Consider the following 14,084-nt stretch of genomic DNA (forward strand, 5'->3'; position numbering starts at 1 on the left):
TCCTTATAAGCTTGCCAGCACGCTGTCGGCCATGCGTAGCGCCAGCGCGGTGCCGGTCAGGGTGGAGTTCACCGTCGACGCTGAGGGCATAATGCCGGTGCCGGCGATAAACAGGTTCGGGTGGTCGTGAGTGCGGCAGTGGCCATCCACCACCGAATCCTGCGGATTGCTGCCCATGATCATGGTGCCGGTGATGTGCTGATTGTTGTCGTAAACCCCGCGTGGGCTATAAATCGCCTCCGTTCCGCCCATCTGTTTAACCATGCGCTGGAAGTCGGCCATTGACTGGTCATAGCCGCGATGCACGTATTCCGGGAAGCTGTAATGAACCTCGAGACGAGGAATGCCCCAGGCATCCTTTTCCGTTTTGCTCAGGGTGACGCGGTTCTGCGGTTCCGGCAGCATCTCCAGCAGGCACTTCAGCTGGACAAAACGCTCGGCCTGGAAAGCCAGCTTGTCATTGAGCGCCTGGCCGTAATAACCCTGACGCACCAGGCGTTCGGTGAGATAGCGCACCGGCGAGGTGTTGGAGAGGTCGATACGCAGCGCCGAACGTTCAGCGCGGAAATCACCGTCACGCAGATTATTGATACTGCCGGGACGCATTGGGCCACGACCAAACCACACCGGCTCATCGGCGTAAAACTCTACCGACGATCCAGGATGATCCATCAGATTACGCCCCACCATACCGGAACGATTGGCGATGCCGTCCGGATAGCGTTCGCTGGCGGAGAGCAGCAGGATTTTCGGGCTCTCAATGCCGTTCGCCGTCAGGACAAACTGTTTGCCGGTGACGCGATGGCGCACTTTGTTTTGGTCGAGATAATGCACCGCCTGAATGGTGCCTTTATCGTCGGCTTCAATGCGAAACACCACCGCGTTGGTGACAATTTTCACCCCGGCATCCAGCGCCTTGCGTGCCGCTATGCCGCCGTGATACTGCGCATCAATCGGGCACACTGGCATGCAGTTATTATTGCCGCAGCAGGCTGGACGACCGTCATAGGCGATGCTGTTGCGCGCCTGTGGACCAATGCCAACCTCATAACCCAGCGGACCGAGACGCTGCTTCAGGCGATCAAAACCGTACGGCAGCGGAATGCCTGGCAGTGGGTAAGGGCGTGAGCGTGGAGAAGCCAGATCGCTATCGCCGGATACGCCCATCTGATACTCGGCGTCACAGTAATAAGGCTCCAGCTCGGCATAGCTGATCGGCCAGTCACGACCAACGCCGTACAGCGACTGAATACGCATATCGTTGGGTAACAGGCGGAAAGCCTGGCCAGCCCAGTGCCACGTGGTGCCACCGGTACCGCGCAGATACTGGGCGCGATAGGGATCCGGGCCTTTCTGGATCAGATAGTTATTATCACTGGGAATAAATTTCGGCTGCGGTGCCCACGGCTGCGGCGGATAGGGTTCAGTGAAGTCGCCTTTAAACGGCGAGTTGCGGAAATATTCCACCGCGCGATCGCGTTTGATCTCCGGCCCGGACTCCAGTATCAGCACCGACGCGCCGGCGTTAGCCATCTTCAGTGCCGCCAGTGAACCGGCAATACCGGCACCAATCACCACCACATCGGCGCTTAATGAATCAGACATGTGCTCTCCTTGCTGGCGGTTGCGTCCAGAAGTTAGGTTGCCCCGGCGCGTAGCTCGGTGGTAACAGCCAATCGCGTACCCGCTGATAGCTGACAATATTTTCGAAGGCGATGCATTGCGGCCGTGGCAGCGGGCCGACGACGCCCAGATACCAACCGGAAACCAGCGCCTGATAAAGGTCGTTCAATGCATTGGGCTGGGAGCTCAACAGCGTCAATAGCGTGCTGCCGTTGGCGGCGGGCTGCTGCTGCAATAGCGTGCTGAGCGTATCGAGTTGGCTATCAAGCTGCGGGACATGCTCGTGCAGCCAGCTGTACAGGCGCTGGGCCAGTAGAGTATCCGGCTGTGCCAGCCCGGTGAGGGTGATGGAAATTGCGCGAAAACTGGCGGAGGGCGCAACCGCGGCGGCCAGCGGGGGTGCCGCCAAAGCGAGGTTGCCGGGCAGCACCTGCGCCAGGACGCCAGCCACCAGCAGGCCCGCCGTGCCGGTCAATAGCCGGCGGCGTGAAAGAGTCATCAGAAAAGATTCCTTGAAGTTACTTCAGCGCCTGAGCGGCAGCCTCTGAAGCCTGATTATCCAGTTCCTGTTTGGGGGTGCTGACGCCGACGGCGCCGACCACTTCACTCTGCAGCTGGAGCGGGAAGCCCCCGCCGAGTGCGACGGCATGCGGGATGGCGAGAACGGTGGTTTCACCGCTCTGCAAACGCTGCATAAATTTCAGTGAGGGGGCGTGATACAGCGCCGAGGTGCGGGCTTTACCTATTGCGGCATCCACGCAACCCGGCGACGCGCCGTCAAGGCGCTGGAAGGCCAGCAGCGTGCCGCTGGCATCGACCACCGCCACGCAGCCGGTACTGTGCTGGGCGCTGATGCTATTTTTCACACTGGTCATGACCTGGTTGGTGTGGCTGGCGTCCAGCTCGGCGGCGCTGGCCTGGCCGATACCCGCTGCCAGCAGCAGGGAAAGGGCGACAGATGCTCTACTCTTCATTTTTTGCTTCCGATATTTATTGTTTTAAACGTGCTTCTCGTCTCGCTTACGCTACGCTGTTGCAAAAATGTAAACAATTGCCGATAAACAAAACGCATACCTCTATCCGTATAACTCATTGAGGTGGATAGATCTTATCCAGCGTCTCTTGCCAGATGAACGGTGTCAGTTGTTGATAGCGCAAGGAATGTGCGTTTAACGCATCAATCAGCCCTTGCTGTGTCGCAACAATTGCTGCGCTCATCGCGGCCGGTACGTTGACGTCTTGCAGCGTTTTCACGACTTCCTGCATCTCTTCAGCGCGGCGCTGGCCGTGTTCCGCCACGCGGCCAATCAGGTAGTGCGGCAGCTGATCGTTCCAGCCAAGCGAAGGAAAACTGGCGTGCAGCGAGTCGAGCACCGCTTCTTCAACGCCGTACTGCCGCGCCGCACTCAGACATTCGGTGGTCAGTGCCTCCAGTCCTTTAATCATGACGCTGCGGCACATCTTAATCGCCGAGGCTTCACCCACTTCGCAACCCAGCAGGCGGCTGTTGCAACCGAGTTGTTGCAGCAGCGGCTGCACTTGAGCAGCCTGAACACCGCCAATCAGCAGCGGCGTGGCCAGGCGCTTTGGCGGCACCGGCGCCATCACCGCCACGTCGACGTAGCTGGCACCGCTGGCGCTAATCACCTCCGCCGCAGCGCGTTTGGTATGCGGTGCCACGGAATTGAGATCGAGAAAATGCTGGCCATTGTGTAATAGCGCTGCGGCCTGCCGCGCCACGTTCAGTGCCTGCGATGCGGTGACCGTGGAGAACACCAGTACGGCATCCTGCAGCGCTTCAGCCAGCGAGTCGGCCAACCGCACGCCGCTGTGCTGCGCTTTTTGCCGCAACGCGGGCAGGTTCTCCGCCTCAAGGGCTTTGCGATCCCATACCGTCACCGCATTGCCCTGCGCCTGTAAGTCATGGGCCAGAATGCCGCCCGCTTCACCAAAACCGATAAACGTGATGTTCATCCATTACTCCTTGCTGAATGGCCAAATCGCCGCCGCAATCAACACCTCACCGGCAAAAATGGCACGTGCGGTGCGCAGCAGACCGCAGCCCGCCAGCGGGTTATCGCCGCTACGCTGCAGCAGCACGCTGAACTCACCGCTCGGATGTTCCACGCTCAGGCGCTGCTGAGGCGCATCGCTGATACGTGCCAGACCGTCAGCGACGCTACCCGGAATCAAACAGGCGCTGGCGACGCTCACCGCGCCGAGCACGCCAATCGAGGCGTGGCAGCGGTGGGGAATAAAGGTGCGTGAGCTGATCGCACCGCCGTGACGTGCCTCAGCCAGCAGGGTCACTTTCGGCACAGTGCGCTGGCTGACATCACCCAGATTCATGCGCGGCCCGGCCTGCAGGCGAATCGACTCCAGCCGCTGTTTCAGCTCGCTGTCGTTGTCTAATTCGTCGCGGCTTTCATAGCCGCTGCGATTAACATCCGCAGCTCGCACCAGGATCACCGGCATACCGTTGTCGATGCAGGTGACGTCGATGCCGTCAAAGCGATCGCGCGGTTGACCGGTCGGCAGCAGGGCGCCACAGCTCGATCCCGCAATATCGTTGAAGGTGAGGGCGATCTCGCCCGCCGTGCCCGGTACGCCGTCAATGCGCAGTTCGCCGTCATAGTCGACTTCCCCGCCGGGCGTGGCGAACGTTGCTTCGGCAATTTGCCCGGTGTTGTGCATAAAAATGCGCACCGTGGTGCATTCACGGCCCGCCGCAACCAGCCCGCGCTCGACCGCGAAGGGGCCGACGGCAGCGAGAATATTGCCGCAGTTTTGTCCGTAATCGACGCTGGGGCGATCGACGTTGACCTGGGCAAACAGATAATCGACATCGGCATCGTCGCGGCTGGACGCGCTGACGATCGCCACTTTGCTGGTCAGCGGATCGGCGCCCCCCAGGCCATCTATCTGACGGATATCGGGCGATCCCATCACCGCTAGCAGCACCCGGTCACGCGCCGTGGGATCGGCTGGCAGATCCTGGGCCAGAAAGCAGGCGGCTTTTGAGGTGCCGCCGCGCATCAACAAGCAGGGAATGCGACGCTGGCGCATGGCTTACTCCTTCAGTTGATCAAGCGTGTCGAGATAGCGCAGGCCCTTTTCCGCCAGGCGCGGGCGCATCTGGTAAATATCCAGCCCCAGTTCACCGTCTGCCAGGCGGGCACGTTTGCTCTCCTCCAGCGCTTCACGCTGACGCGCTTTTTCTGCCACGCTGGCGGCGTCACTGCGCGGCACCACTAACACGCCGTCGTCATCGGCCACGATCACGTCGCCGGGCCAGACCAGCTGTCCGGCGCACACGAGCGGGACATTGACCGAACCGAGCGTCTCTTTCACGGTGCCTTGCGCATACACCGCACGCGACCAGACCGCGAAACCCATTGCGCGCAAGGTGCGGCTATCACGCACCCCAACATCCGCCACCAGTCCGCGTACACCGCGCGACTGAAGCGAGGTTGCCAGCAGATCGCCGAAAAAGCCGTCGCTGCACGGTGAGGTGGGCGCTACCACCAGCACATCGCCCGGCTGGCACAATTCCACTGCCACGTGGAACATCCAGTTATCGCCTGGCGCCACCAGCACGGTGATTGCACTGCCAGCAATGCCACAATCCTGCTGAATGGGGCGAATGGCGGGATCGAGCAAGCCTGTGCGCCCCTGCGCTTCATGCACGGTGGCGACACCTGAACGGGCCAGGGCATCAATATCCACCGCAGCAGCACGTTGAATATGGCGTACCGCCACGCCTTTTTTACCGATGAGGCTCATGCCAGATCCTCCGTTACGCGCGGGAAGATGCTTTGATAACCTTCGCCATAAACGATATCGCGCTGACTGGTGATCCCGACGTTACGCTTGGCCTGCACGCCACGCTGCTGCGCCACGCGCGTGTAGTATTCCCACAGATGTTCCTGCCCGGCCATGCACTGAATCGCCTGATATTTTTTATCCCACACCGAGGTGATATCCAGCAGCACGTCCGGTTTCCAGCTGCACTGCTCTGGCTGGTGCGGTTCGAAGCAGTAGACCGGCGGTGCACCAATGATTTTTTCGCCCGGACGATAGCCTTCAGCCTGGGCAATAATGCGTGCTTCCTGCGCCAGATGCGTGGCCATCGGATGATCGTAGTTGTAGGGATCCTGCAACGAGTGCGTCAGGACAAAGTGCGGCTGCACCCGGCGGTAAACGTCGGCCAGACGGAACAGGGTTTCTTTGTCGGCACGCAGCGGATAATCGCCGAGGTCAAAAAATTCGATGCTGGCACCCAGAATGTCGGCCGCCGCCTGCGCCTCGCTGCGCCGGGCCGCTTTCACTTTCGCCTCACTCATCTCACCTTTACGCCACAGCTTGGCCGATTCACCGCGCTCGCCAAATGAGAGACAGACAACGTGAACCTCATAGCCCTGCGCATGATGAAGCGCGATGGCGCCACCCGCGCGCCAGACGAAATCCGCTGAGTGAGCGCTGACCACCAGCGCGGTTTTTTTTGGGGTGTTATCAGTCATGGCATACTCCTCCGCTGTTTTTTCCATGCTGTCACTGCCGGCGCGGTGCGGATAATTCATTTGATTGCAGCGGGTATGCGTTTTATTTATATTGCGACATCGATCAGTGGAGAAAGTGGGCAGGGAAAGATGGCGGAAAATGCGACTCAGGAACTGACAAACCTGATGCAAATCAGAGCCTTTTGTCAGGTGGTAGCCCAGGGCAGTGTCTCTCGTGCGGCAGATGAATTATTTCGCACCCAGTCGGCGATTACGCGTGCCATTCGCGACCTGGAACTCACGTTAGGCGTCACGCTGTTTGAGCGCCACGCTGGCGGCATGATGCTAACTGACTTTGGCAAATGTGTGCTGCCGCGCGCCTTACGCGCGATTGAGGAGTTGCATCAGGTACCGCAGCGCCTGGCAAAACTACAGGGGCGCGGCGCACAACGTAACGATGCGGAACCGCTGTGGCTGTTTAACGTGCGTCGCCTGCAAATTTTTATCACCTTGTGTCAAACGCGGCATATGCAGACGGTGGCGGCGCGTCTCGGACTCAGTCAACCGGCGGTGAGCGCTGCGCTGCGCGTGCTGGAGAATGGCGCCGGCCTCGCGCTGCTGGAGCGTACGCCACATGGCATGATGCCCTCGCTGGCCGGGCGTGAAATTGAGCCTTACGTACGGCGGGCTCTGAATGAACTGCGCCATATTCCGGCCGATATTGCCGCGCGTAGCGGGATTCTGGAGGGGACCGTACGCGTCGGTGCGCTGCCGCTGGGACGTACGCGCATTCTGCCGCAGGCGATCGTGATGCTGACGGCGCGTTATCCGGGCGTGCGCGTGGTGACCAGTGAAAGTGCCTTTGGCGTACTGGCCGCAGAAATGCGCTCTGGTGATATTGATTTTATCTTTGGTGCGCTGCGCCGTGATGAAGACGCGCTGGACGTCACGCGCGAAACGCTGTTCTCCGAGCGTATGGTGTTGCTGGCGCGCCACGATCATCCGCTGGTGGGACGCGAGATTGCTACCGACGATCTGCGCGCTGCGCGTTGGGTTCTGCCGCGTTCGGCAACGCCAGCGCGCTATCTGCTGAATAACAGTTTCCAGGCGATGGGCATTCCGGCGCCCGATCCGCTGGTGGAAACCGGCGATCTGGCACTGGTGCGAGGCTTGCTAATGCAGTCGGATATGCTGGCGGCGGTCTCCGCTCATCAGCTGGAAGTTGAGCTGGCATCCGGCGCGCTGGTGGCGTTGCCGGTGCCTTTACCGGATACCGAACGCGCCATCGGGCTGACGGTGCGCGCGGGCTGCCTGCACTCTCCGGCAGCGGATGCGTTGATCCGCTGCCTGCGTGAAGTGTGCGGGCAGGGCGAATAATTAGCCTGCGCGTGCTGCTTCCATCAACGCATAGCGATAGCCGCGAATGCCGTAGCCGCAGATGACACCCTGCGCGACATCCGAAAGATAGGAGTGGTGACGGAAGGGCTCACGTTTATGCACGTTCGTGATGTGCACTTCCCATAGCGGCAGCGCTACCCCGGTGACCGCATCACGGATCGCCACCGAGGTGTGCGTCCATGCCGCCGGGTTGATCACCAGCGCCTGCGCCTGCAGGCGTGCCTGCTGGATCCACTCGATCATTTCACCTTCGTGGTTAGTCTGACGAAACTCAATGGCAACGCCCAACTCTTCGGCCGTCGCCCGGCACAGCGCTTCCACGCTCTCGAGCGTATCGGCACCGTAAGTTTCCGGCTCACGGGTACCCAGCAAATTGAGGTTCGGGCCGTTCAAAACGTAGATGGTTCTCATCGTGACTCCTGTGATTCAGTAAAACCAAACAGCCGCTTTGGCGTGTGCCACAGCACCTGGCGGCGGCTCTTTTCGTCGGGGATCAGCTGTTCGATGAGCAGCAGTTGCGTGCCCATATCCATGCGTTCGCTGGCGCGCAGGAAGGGCCAGTCGGATCCCCACATACAGTTTTCCGCACCGAACGCCTGCAGCAGTGCCAGCAGATAGGGATGACCATCGCTGAAGGGATAAGGCTGGCGGGAAAATTTCGCCAGCCCGGAGAGTTTCACGCTGGTGCGCTGCTGATCGGCCAGCGACAGCAGCGCCTGAAACGCCGGTTGCTTCAGGCCTGCGCTGACGTCCGGTCGACCTGAGTGATCAATCAGCAGGCGCGCGCGGGTGCGTGACAGCAGCGGCATCAGTGCCAGCAGCTGGTCGTTCTGCACCTGGATTTGGGCAAACAGATCCAGCTCCGCTAGCCTGCCCATCAGGCCATCCAGCTGGATAAACGGTTCGGTGCCCAGCATCGCCACGTTAAGCGCGATCCCGACAATGCCCTGCGCTTTCAGGCTGGCGAGCGTATCGCTATCGACATCACGCGGCGTGACCGCAATCCCCTTGAAACGGCCTTCACCGCGCTTGATGGTATCCAGCAGGCAGCGGTTGTCGGTGTTGTAACCCGAGGTCGGACCGACAATCAGCGAATGGCGGATGTTGTAGGCCTGCATCACGGCGCGATAGTAATCTGGCGTCGCCAGCTCGTGCCCGTCCGGGTTATAGGCGCTTTCGGGCGCCCAGGGAAAGTTTTTGGGATCAAAAACGTGGTGATGGCAGTCGATGATCGGTTGCGTAAACATCAGTCTGCTTTCCCCGCCACAGAGTAGAGCACCTGTTGATTGCGCGTCTGCTGGAACTGCTCCAGCGTTTCGCCACGCATCGCCGAGTAGATATGCAGGTTAGACACGCCGACCACTGCACCCAGTTTTTCCAGCAGGAAGAAGCTGACGCCGTAATGGATCATGCCACGCCAGTCGAGCTGGGTGATGAGCGCCTGCTCTTCAGCGGTCAGTCCGGCTTCCTGATACAGCGCCTGCGGCTCCGCGCGGAAACGCTTACGCCATTCCGGTTGAATCATGCGGTGCAGGAAGCGGTTGATTCGCAGCGCTTTCAGGCTGCGCGCCTGGGTAAAGGGATAGGTGCCTGGCAGTTTTTCCACCCCGCTGAGCTGCAGGTTGATCTTATCGCGCTGGCGCTGATGCACATCTACCGGTGCCTCGCGCGATTGGTTTTCGAGGATCAGCGTGGCGATGCCGGTCATTGACGGCAGATAGTAGTCCTGATGCAGTTTCTCAACGTTAGCCGACAGCGCACCGCGCATGATCAGCCACATGATCACTTCGGCGCCTTCCAGACCACCGAGCGTGGCGTATTCCGCCAGAGTGATTTCGGTCAGACGCTCAGGGTCGTTGATCAGCAGATCGATAAACTGGGCATCCCATTCTGGATTGTTGAAGCCGCAGCGCTCGCCGTGTACCTGATGTGAGACGCCACCGGTCGCCACCACGGCAACCTTCAGGTCTTCGGGGAAACTCTCCACCGCGCGTTTTAGCGCCTGGCCCAATTTATAGCAACGTCGCGCCGTTGGAATCGGGAACTGTAAAACGCCTACCGCCAGCGGAACTACCTGCATTGGCCAGCCGCCTTGCCACGGCGCCAGCGCCGACAGCGGAGAAAACAGGCCGTGATCCAGCGCTTTGTCCTGGAAGAATGACATATCGAACTCATCGGCCATCAGGCTGGCACCAATATGTTGCGACAGCGCCGCATGGCCTTTTACCGGCGGCAGATCGCGCGCGCCACCCCCCTCATCGGCGACGGCATAGTCGTCATCAATGCCCAGTACAAAGGCTGAGTAGTGATCGAAAAAGAACGAGGTGACGTGATCGTTAAACACATACAGCAGCACGTCCGGTTTCTTCTCCTCCAGCCAACGCTGCATTGGCGCAAATCCATCGAATATCGGTGCCCAGGCACCTTCCTGCTGCTTGTTGTGATCGACCGCAAAGCCAATGGTAGGTGTATGAGAAACTGCCAGACCGCCTATGATTTTAGCCATGAGTTGTGACCTCTATTTCATCGATTATTCAGGGTACGCGACAGGGACGGCAGGTCATTAAGGTCGATGCCTTTGACCTGACGGGCCACCTGCGCAGGGTGATGTCGGGTGATGGAGAGTGCCGCCAAAACTGCCGGGAGCGACAAAACGATAAAAATAGCGGTTTGCCCAGGAAATACGCCGAGCAGCACGCCGCCCAGAGAGGAGCTGATAATGGCACCGCTACGGCCAATACCGTGCATCCAGCACACGCCAGTGGCGCGCATTTCGGTGGGGTAGAAAGCCGGAGAAAATGCCTGTAAGCCGGTTTGCGCCCCGTTGATGCAAATACCTGCCATGAAGACCAGCAGTGCCAGCAGATTAGGGCCAAAGCCCCAGATTCCCTGCGATACCAGGCAGAAGCTGCCGAGTAGATAGAACAGGGCAATAACGTATTTAGCTTTAAACCGGTCCATCAGCCCACCGACCAGCAGGCCGCCAACCGTTCCACCCAGCTGGAATAAGCCGGCAACAATCGCTGCGCGTTCCAGCGTCACACCGCCGGACCGCATAATGGTCGGCAACCAGCCGTTGAGCAGGTAGATGACAAACAGTCCCATAAAGTAGGTCAGCCACAGCACCAGCGTACCGCCCGCATAACCACGGCTGAACAGTTGCAGCACCTGGGCTTTCTTCGGGATCACCGGTGCATTAAGCACAAAGGCAGTCCCTGCGGCAAACTCACCGCCAAGGCGCTTAAGCACGGCGGCAATTTTGTCGCGACTGACCTTACGTACCACCATATACATGGCCGATTCGGGTAACAGCCACAGCAGGAGGGGCAACATCAGCAGTGGCAGCAGGCCGCCAAAGCCTAATACCGCTTGCCAGCCAAAGTGCGGCAGCATGCCAGCAGCAATAAATCCGCCCAGCCCGGAACCAATATTAAAGCCGCTGTACATCACGGTGATCATCAGGCTGCGGCGGCGCTCTGGCATATATTCCGACACCAGCGTCACGCAGTTTGGCATCACCGCACCCAGACCCAGACCGGTGAGAAAACGTAACACACCCATTTCCAGCGGCGTGCGGGCGAATGCGCTCAGCAGGCTGAAGCAGGCAAACACGGCAATCGACAGCAGCAGCACGCGCTTGCGCCCCAATTTGTCCGACCACGGGCCAGCGATCAGCGCGCCAATCGCCACGCCAAACATGGCGGCACCAAGAATAGGTCCCATTTCCGCATGACTAATGCCCCAATCTTCAATCAGGGCCGGTGCAATGAAACCCATTGCTGCCGCGTCGTAGCCATCAAACATGATGATGATGAAACACAGGGCGAGGGTCAGCCACTGGTATCCGGTGATCGGGCGGGCGTCGATCCAGCCTTTTACATCGATAATGTCGTGATTGCTCATAGGGTACGCTCTGATTTTTTTATTAATTACGTCGCCGGGTTAAGACTTTTCTCTGCGCTAATGGACATCAACGGCATCACTTTAACCCGATGGCAGGGAGAGTTATTATTATTTTTTGCTGTTAAAACAGCTTGTTAAAGGTATTTTTGTTTCGACTTCGATTACCAAATTAGGGGGGCAGCGTAGGTTTGTCTGCCATAAAATGGTTATCAAGGTATGAGTTTTGTTTATTTGGTGAGCTGTGTCGTAAATTTTGGCATTGGCAAATTCATGGGGAAATTGCCAATGACGGGCGGATAAAAGCGGGTCAAAAAGGGTATTGAGGAAAGTGGACTATCGGCTGGGAAAATGAGGATAAAGCGTAAGGCGTTGGCGGTGAGTTAGAAATCGAAATGGGCGGGTGGGAAACAAAAGGTTAGCGGAGAATGTCCTTAGACACGCTCCGCTAAAAAGGTATTACATGCGCTCGACGGTTTTAATGCCCAGCGTATCCAGACCTTGCTTCAGCGTCTTCGCGGTTAAGGCGGCCAGCTGCAGGCGGCTGTTACGAATAGTCTCATCTTCGGCGGAGAGAATTGGGCAGTGCTCATAGAAGCCAGAGAACTGACCGGCCAGCTCATACAGGTAAGCACACATCACGTGTGGCGTGCCGTCGCGTGCGACCTGAGTAATCACCTCTTCGAACTGCAGCAAGCGAGTGGCCAGCTGCGCTTCGCGCTCTTCAGTCAGTACCATGTCGCCGCTCAGGCTATCGGCATCAATGCCGGCTTTGCGGAACACCGATAACACACGCGTGTAGGCATACTGCATGTAAGGCGCTGTGTTGCCTTCAAATGCCAGCATGTTGTCCCAGTCGAAGATGTAATCGGTGGTGCGGCTTTTTGACAGGTCAGCGTATTTGACCGCGCCGATACCGACCACTTCTGACAGATCTTTCAGCTCTTGCGCCGACATCTCTGGATTCTTCTCGCTTACCAACGCATGCGCACGTTCAACGGCTTCATCCAGCAGGTCCGCGAGGCGAATGGTGCCGCCGCTGCGGGTTTTGAACGGACGGCCATCTTTGCCCAGCATCATGCCAAACGCATGGTGTTCCAGCGGAACCGATTCTGGCACATAACCGGCTTTGCGCACGATGGTCCACGCCTGCTGAAGATGCTGATGCTGACGCGAATCGATGTAGTACAGCACGCGATCGGCATGCAGGGTTTCGAAGCGGTATTTGGCGCAGGCGATGTCGGTGGTGGTGTAGAGATAGCCGCCATCTTTCTTCTGAATGATCACGCCCATCGGTTCGCCTTCCTTGTTTTTAAACTCATCAAGGAAAACCACGGTGGCGCCTTCGCTGGTAACCGCCAGACCTTTTTCACGCAAATCAGCGACGATGCCCGGCAGCATGTCGTTGTACAGGCTTTCACCCATCACGTCTTTGCGCGTCAACGTCACGTTCAGGCGGTCGTAAACCAACTGGTTCTGACTCATGGTGATATCGACCAGCTTCTTCCACATGCTGCGGCAATACTCATCGCCACCTTGCAGTTTCACCACGTAGCTACGCGCGCGTTCCGCAAAGGCTTCGTCGGCGTCATAGGTGATTTTAGCTTCGCGGTAGAAGGCTTCTAAATCGGCCAGCGCGATCTCTTCGTGATTTTCATTCTGCTGCTTTTCCAGATAGGCAATCAGCATGCCGAACTGCGTGCCCCAGTCACCGACGTGGTTAGCGCGAATAACCTTGTGACCGAGAAACTCCAGCGTACGCACGGCAGCATCACCGATGATGGTGGAGCGCACGTGACCGACGTGCATCTGCTTCGCCACGTTCGGCGCGGAGTAATCCACCACGATAGTTTGCGGCGAAACGGTGCTTACGCCCAGGCGCGGCAGCTGCAGGGCCTGGGCGGTTTGTTCCGCCAGCCATGCACGGTCCAGAAAGATGTTGATAAAGCCGGGACCGGCAATTTCGACCTTGCTGGCGATGCCGTTGAGGTCCAGGTGCTGAATCACTTGCTCAGCCAGTTGGCGCGGTGCCTGACCCAGTTTTTTCGCCACGGCCATGATACCGTTGGCCTGGTAGTCACCGAACTGCACTTTCGCAGACTGACGAACCTGAGGTTCGCAATCGGCAGGCGCACCCGCCGCTACCATTGCCTGACTGACTTTGTCGGAAAGAAGAGCCTGAATATTCACCGCGTTACCTTCATATGCTGAAAAGGCCCGCCTATTGGCGGCGAGCCGATGTCGTCATCCCGCAACTGCGCGGCGGGACGGAAAAATAGGAGGGGAAGTATACGTGAAATGTTAAAGTGAGTCAGCTTTTCGGTATGCTGTAAGGCGCAACATCGGGCCCTCAGCGCCGATTAACGGCGCCGTGGGTGACGACGAGGATTTTTAACGCTTTTGTCTTCACGCACCTTCCAATGGCGGGAAATTGCAAATCCCATTAATGCAATCAGGACCGCGACAACAATGAGCATAGACATAAGGCCGTTCCTTGTAGTTGTGAAACCCAAATTTATAAGAAAGGGTTTCTGGCTGCAATTGTTTGCAACTTAAATAAGAGTTATCTCATTGTATTAACTATTTTCAATAATAACAGTAGTTTAAGTCACTTTCATAAAGTAACTGCTGGACCTGATTTGACGATAAATCCGAAATGAATGG

The 14,084-nt window shown here is 58.3% G+C and carries 14 protein-coding genes; 1 reads left to right on the forward strand and 13 read right to left on the reverse strand.

Annotated elements, in window-relative coordinates:
• Nucleotides 1-3: 3 nt before the first annotated feature.
• The 7 genes from AC790_RS13035 to galB all read right to left on the reverse strand — a co-directional run bounded on the left by AC790_RS13035 (nt 4) and on the right by galB (nt 6,143).
• A complete protein-coding gene (locus AC790_RS13035) occupies nt 4-1,605 on the reverse strand; it encodes a GMC family oxidoreductase (protein ID WP_049852055.1) in 1,602 nt (533 codons plus the stop codon).
• Nucleotides 1,598-2,125 carry a sugar dehydrogenase complex small subunit gene (locus AC790_RS13040; protein ID WP_049852056.1) on the reverse strand — a complete coding sequence of 176 codons (528 nt, stop codon included), beginning with the start codon at nt 2,123-2,125 and terminating at the stop codon, nt 1,598-1,600. The genes AC790_RS13035 and AC790_RS13040 overlap by 8 nt, the downstream gene beginning before the upstream one ends.
• A gap of 16 nt (nt 2,126-2,141) precedes the next feature.
• Complete coding sequence (locus tag AC790_RS13045) at nt 2,142-2,597, reverse strand: heme-binding protein (RefSeq protein ID WP_049852057.1); 456 nt, start codon at nt 2,595-2,597, stop codon at nt 2,142-2,144.
• A gap of 115 nt (nt 2,598-2,712) precedes the next feature.
• Nucleotides 2,713-3,597, reverse strand: a complete 885-nt coding sequence (locus AC790_RS13050; protein ID WP_049852058.1) for an NAD(P)-dependent oxidoreductase — start codon at nt 3,595-3,597, stop codon at nt 2,713-2,715.
• A 3-nt stretch (nt 3,598-3,600) separates the two neighbouring features.
• A complete protein-coding gene (locus tag AC790_RS13055) occupies nt 3,601-4,689 on the reverse strand; it encodes a 4-oxalomesaconate tautomerase (protein WP_049852059.1) in 1,089 nt (362 codons plus the stop codon).
• 3 nt (nt 4,690-4,692) lie between these two features.
• A complete protein-coding gene (locus AC790_RS13060) occupies nt 4,693-5,406 on the reverse strand; it encodes a 4-carboxy-4-hydroxy-2-oxoadipate aldolase/oxaloacetate decarboxylase (RefSeq protein WP_049852060.1) in 714 nt (237 codons plus the stop codon).
• Nucleotides 5,403-6,143 (reverse strand): 4-oxalmesaconate hydratase, encoded by a 741-nt coding sequence (galB, locus tag AC790_RS13065; protein WP_007892824.1) that lies wholly within the window; start codon nt 6,141-6,143, stop codon nt 5,403-5,405. The genes AC790_RS13060 and galB overlap by 4 nt, the downstream gene beginning before the upstream one ends.
• A gap of 129 nt (nt 6,144-6,272) precedes the next feature.
• Here galB and AC790_RS13070 point away from each other — a divergent pair, with 129 nt between their 5' ends.
• Nucleotides 6,273-7,499, forward strand: a complete 1,227-nt coding sequence (locus AC790_RS13070; RefSeq protein ID WP_049852061.1) for a LysR family transcriptional regulator — start codon at nt 6,273-6,275, stop codon at nt 7,497-7,499.
• On the opposite strand, the gene aroQ is transcribed toward AC790_RS13070, so the two are convergent.
• The 6 genes from aroQ to AC790_RS25245 form a co-directional block, all read right to left on the reverse strand.
• Entirely contained in the window at nt 7,500-7,931 is a 432-nt protein-coding gene (aroQ, locus tag AC790_RS13075) for a type II 3-dehydroquinate dehydratase (protein ID WP_049852062.1), read from the reverse strand.
• Entirely contained in the window at nt 7,928-8,767 is an 840-nt protein-coding gene (locus tag AC790_RS13080; RefSeq protein ID WP_049852063.1) for an amidohydrolase, read from the reverse strand. The genes aroQ and AC790_RS13080 overlap by 4 nt, the downstream gene beginning before the upstream one ends.
• Nucleotides 8,767-10,026 carry a gallate dioxygenase gene (locus AC790_RS13085; RefSeq protein ID WP_049852064.1) on the reverse strand — a complete coding sequence of 420 codons (1,260 nt, stop codon included), beginning with the start codon at nt 10,024-10,026 and terminating at the stop codon, nt 8,767-8,769. Before AC790_RS13085 ends, AC790_RS13080 begins: the two co-directional genes overlap by 1 nt.
• A 17-nt stretch (nt 10,027-10,043) precedes the next feature.
• Nucleotides 10,044-11,423 carry an aromatic acid/H+ symport family MFS transporter gene (locus tag AC790_RS13090; protein WP_049852065.1) on the reverse strand — a complete coding sequence of 460 codons (1,380 nt, stop codon included), beginning with the start codon at nt 11,421-11,423 and terminating at the stop codon, nt 10,044-10,046.
• Nucleotides 11,424-11,879: 456 nt separating this feature from the next.
• Nucleotides 11,880-13,610 (reverse strand): arginine--tRNA ligase, encoded by a 1,731-nt coding sequence (argS, locus tag AC790_RS13095; RefSeq protein WP_049852066.1) that lies wholly within the window; start codon nt 13,608-13,610, stop codon nt 11,880-11,882.
• 170 nt (nt 13,611-13,780) lie between these two features.
• Nucleotides 13,781-13,903 carry a hypothetical protein gene (locus AC790_RS25245; RefSeq protein WP_007889544.1) on the reverse strand — a complete coding sequence of 41 codons (123 nt, stop codon included), beginning with the start codon at nt 13,901-13,903 and terminating at the stop codon, nt 13,781-13,783.
• Between the last annotated feature and the right edge of the window lie 181 nt (nt 13,904-14,084).

This window comes from Pantoea sp. RIT-PI-b (genome assembly GCF_001187905.1).
GTDB lineage: Bacteria > Pseudomonadota > Gammaproteobacteria > Enterobacterales > Enterobacteriaceae > Pantoea > Pantoea nemavictus.

Excerpts from the sequence above, each read along its gene's own strand:
- AC790_RS13035 (WP_049852055.1), bottom strand. The coding sequence starts at position 1,605 with ATGTCTGATTCATTAAGCGCCGATGTGGTGGTGATTGGTGCCGGTATT.
- AC790_RS13045 (WP_049852057.1), bottom strand. The coding sequence starts at position 2,597 with ATGAAGAGTAGAGCATCTGTCGCCCTTTCCCTGCTGCTGGCAGCGGGT.
- AC790_RS13050 (WP_049852058.1), bottom strand. The coding sequence starts at position 3,597 with ATGAACATCACGTTTATCGGTTTTGGTGAAGCGGGCGGCATTCTGGCC.
- AC790_RS13055 (WP_049852059.1), bottom strand. The coding sequence starts at position 4,689 with ATGCGCCAGCGTCGCATTCCCTGCTTGTTGATGCGCGGCGGCACCTCA.
- AC790_RS13060 (WP_049852060.1), bottom strand. The coding sequence starts at position 5,406 with ATGAGCCTCATCGGTAAAAAAGGCGTGGCGGTACGCCATATTCAACGT.
- galB (WP_007892824.1), bottom strand. The coding sequence starts at position 6,143 with ATGACTGATAACACCCCAAAAAAAACCGCGCTGGTGGTCAGCGCTCAC.
- AC790_RS13070 (WP_049852061.1), top strand. The coding sequence starts at position 6,273 with ATGGCGGAAAATGCGACTCAGGAACTGACAAACCTGATGCAAATCAGA.
- aroQ (WP_049852062.1), bottom strand. The coding sequence starts at position 7,931 with ATGAGAACCATCTACGTTTTGAACGGCCCGAACCTCAATTTGCTGGGT.
- AC790_RS13080 (WP_049852063.1), bottom strand. The coding sequence starts at position 8,767 with ATGTTTACGCAACCGATCATCGACTGCCATCACCACGTTTTTGATCCC.
- AC790_RS13085 (WP_049852064.1), bottom strand. The coding sequence starts at position 10,026 with ATGGCTAAAATCATAGGCGGTCTGGCAGTTTCTCATACACCTACCATT.
- AC790_RS13090 (WP_049852065.1), bottom strand. The coding sequence starts at position 11,423 with ATGAGCAATCACGACATTATCGATGTAAAAGGCTGGATCGACGCCCGC.
- AC790_RS25245 (WP_007889544.1), bottom strand. The coding sequence starts at position 13,903 with ATGTCTATGCTCATTGTTGTCGCGGTCCTGATTGCATTAATGGGATTT.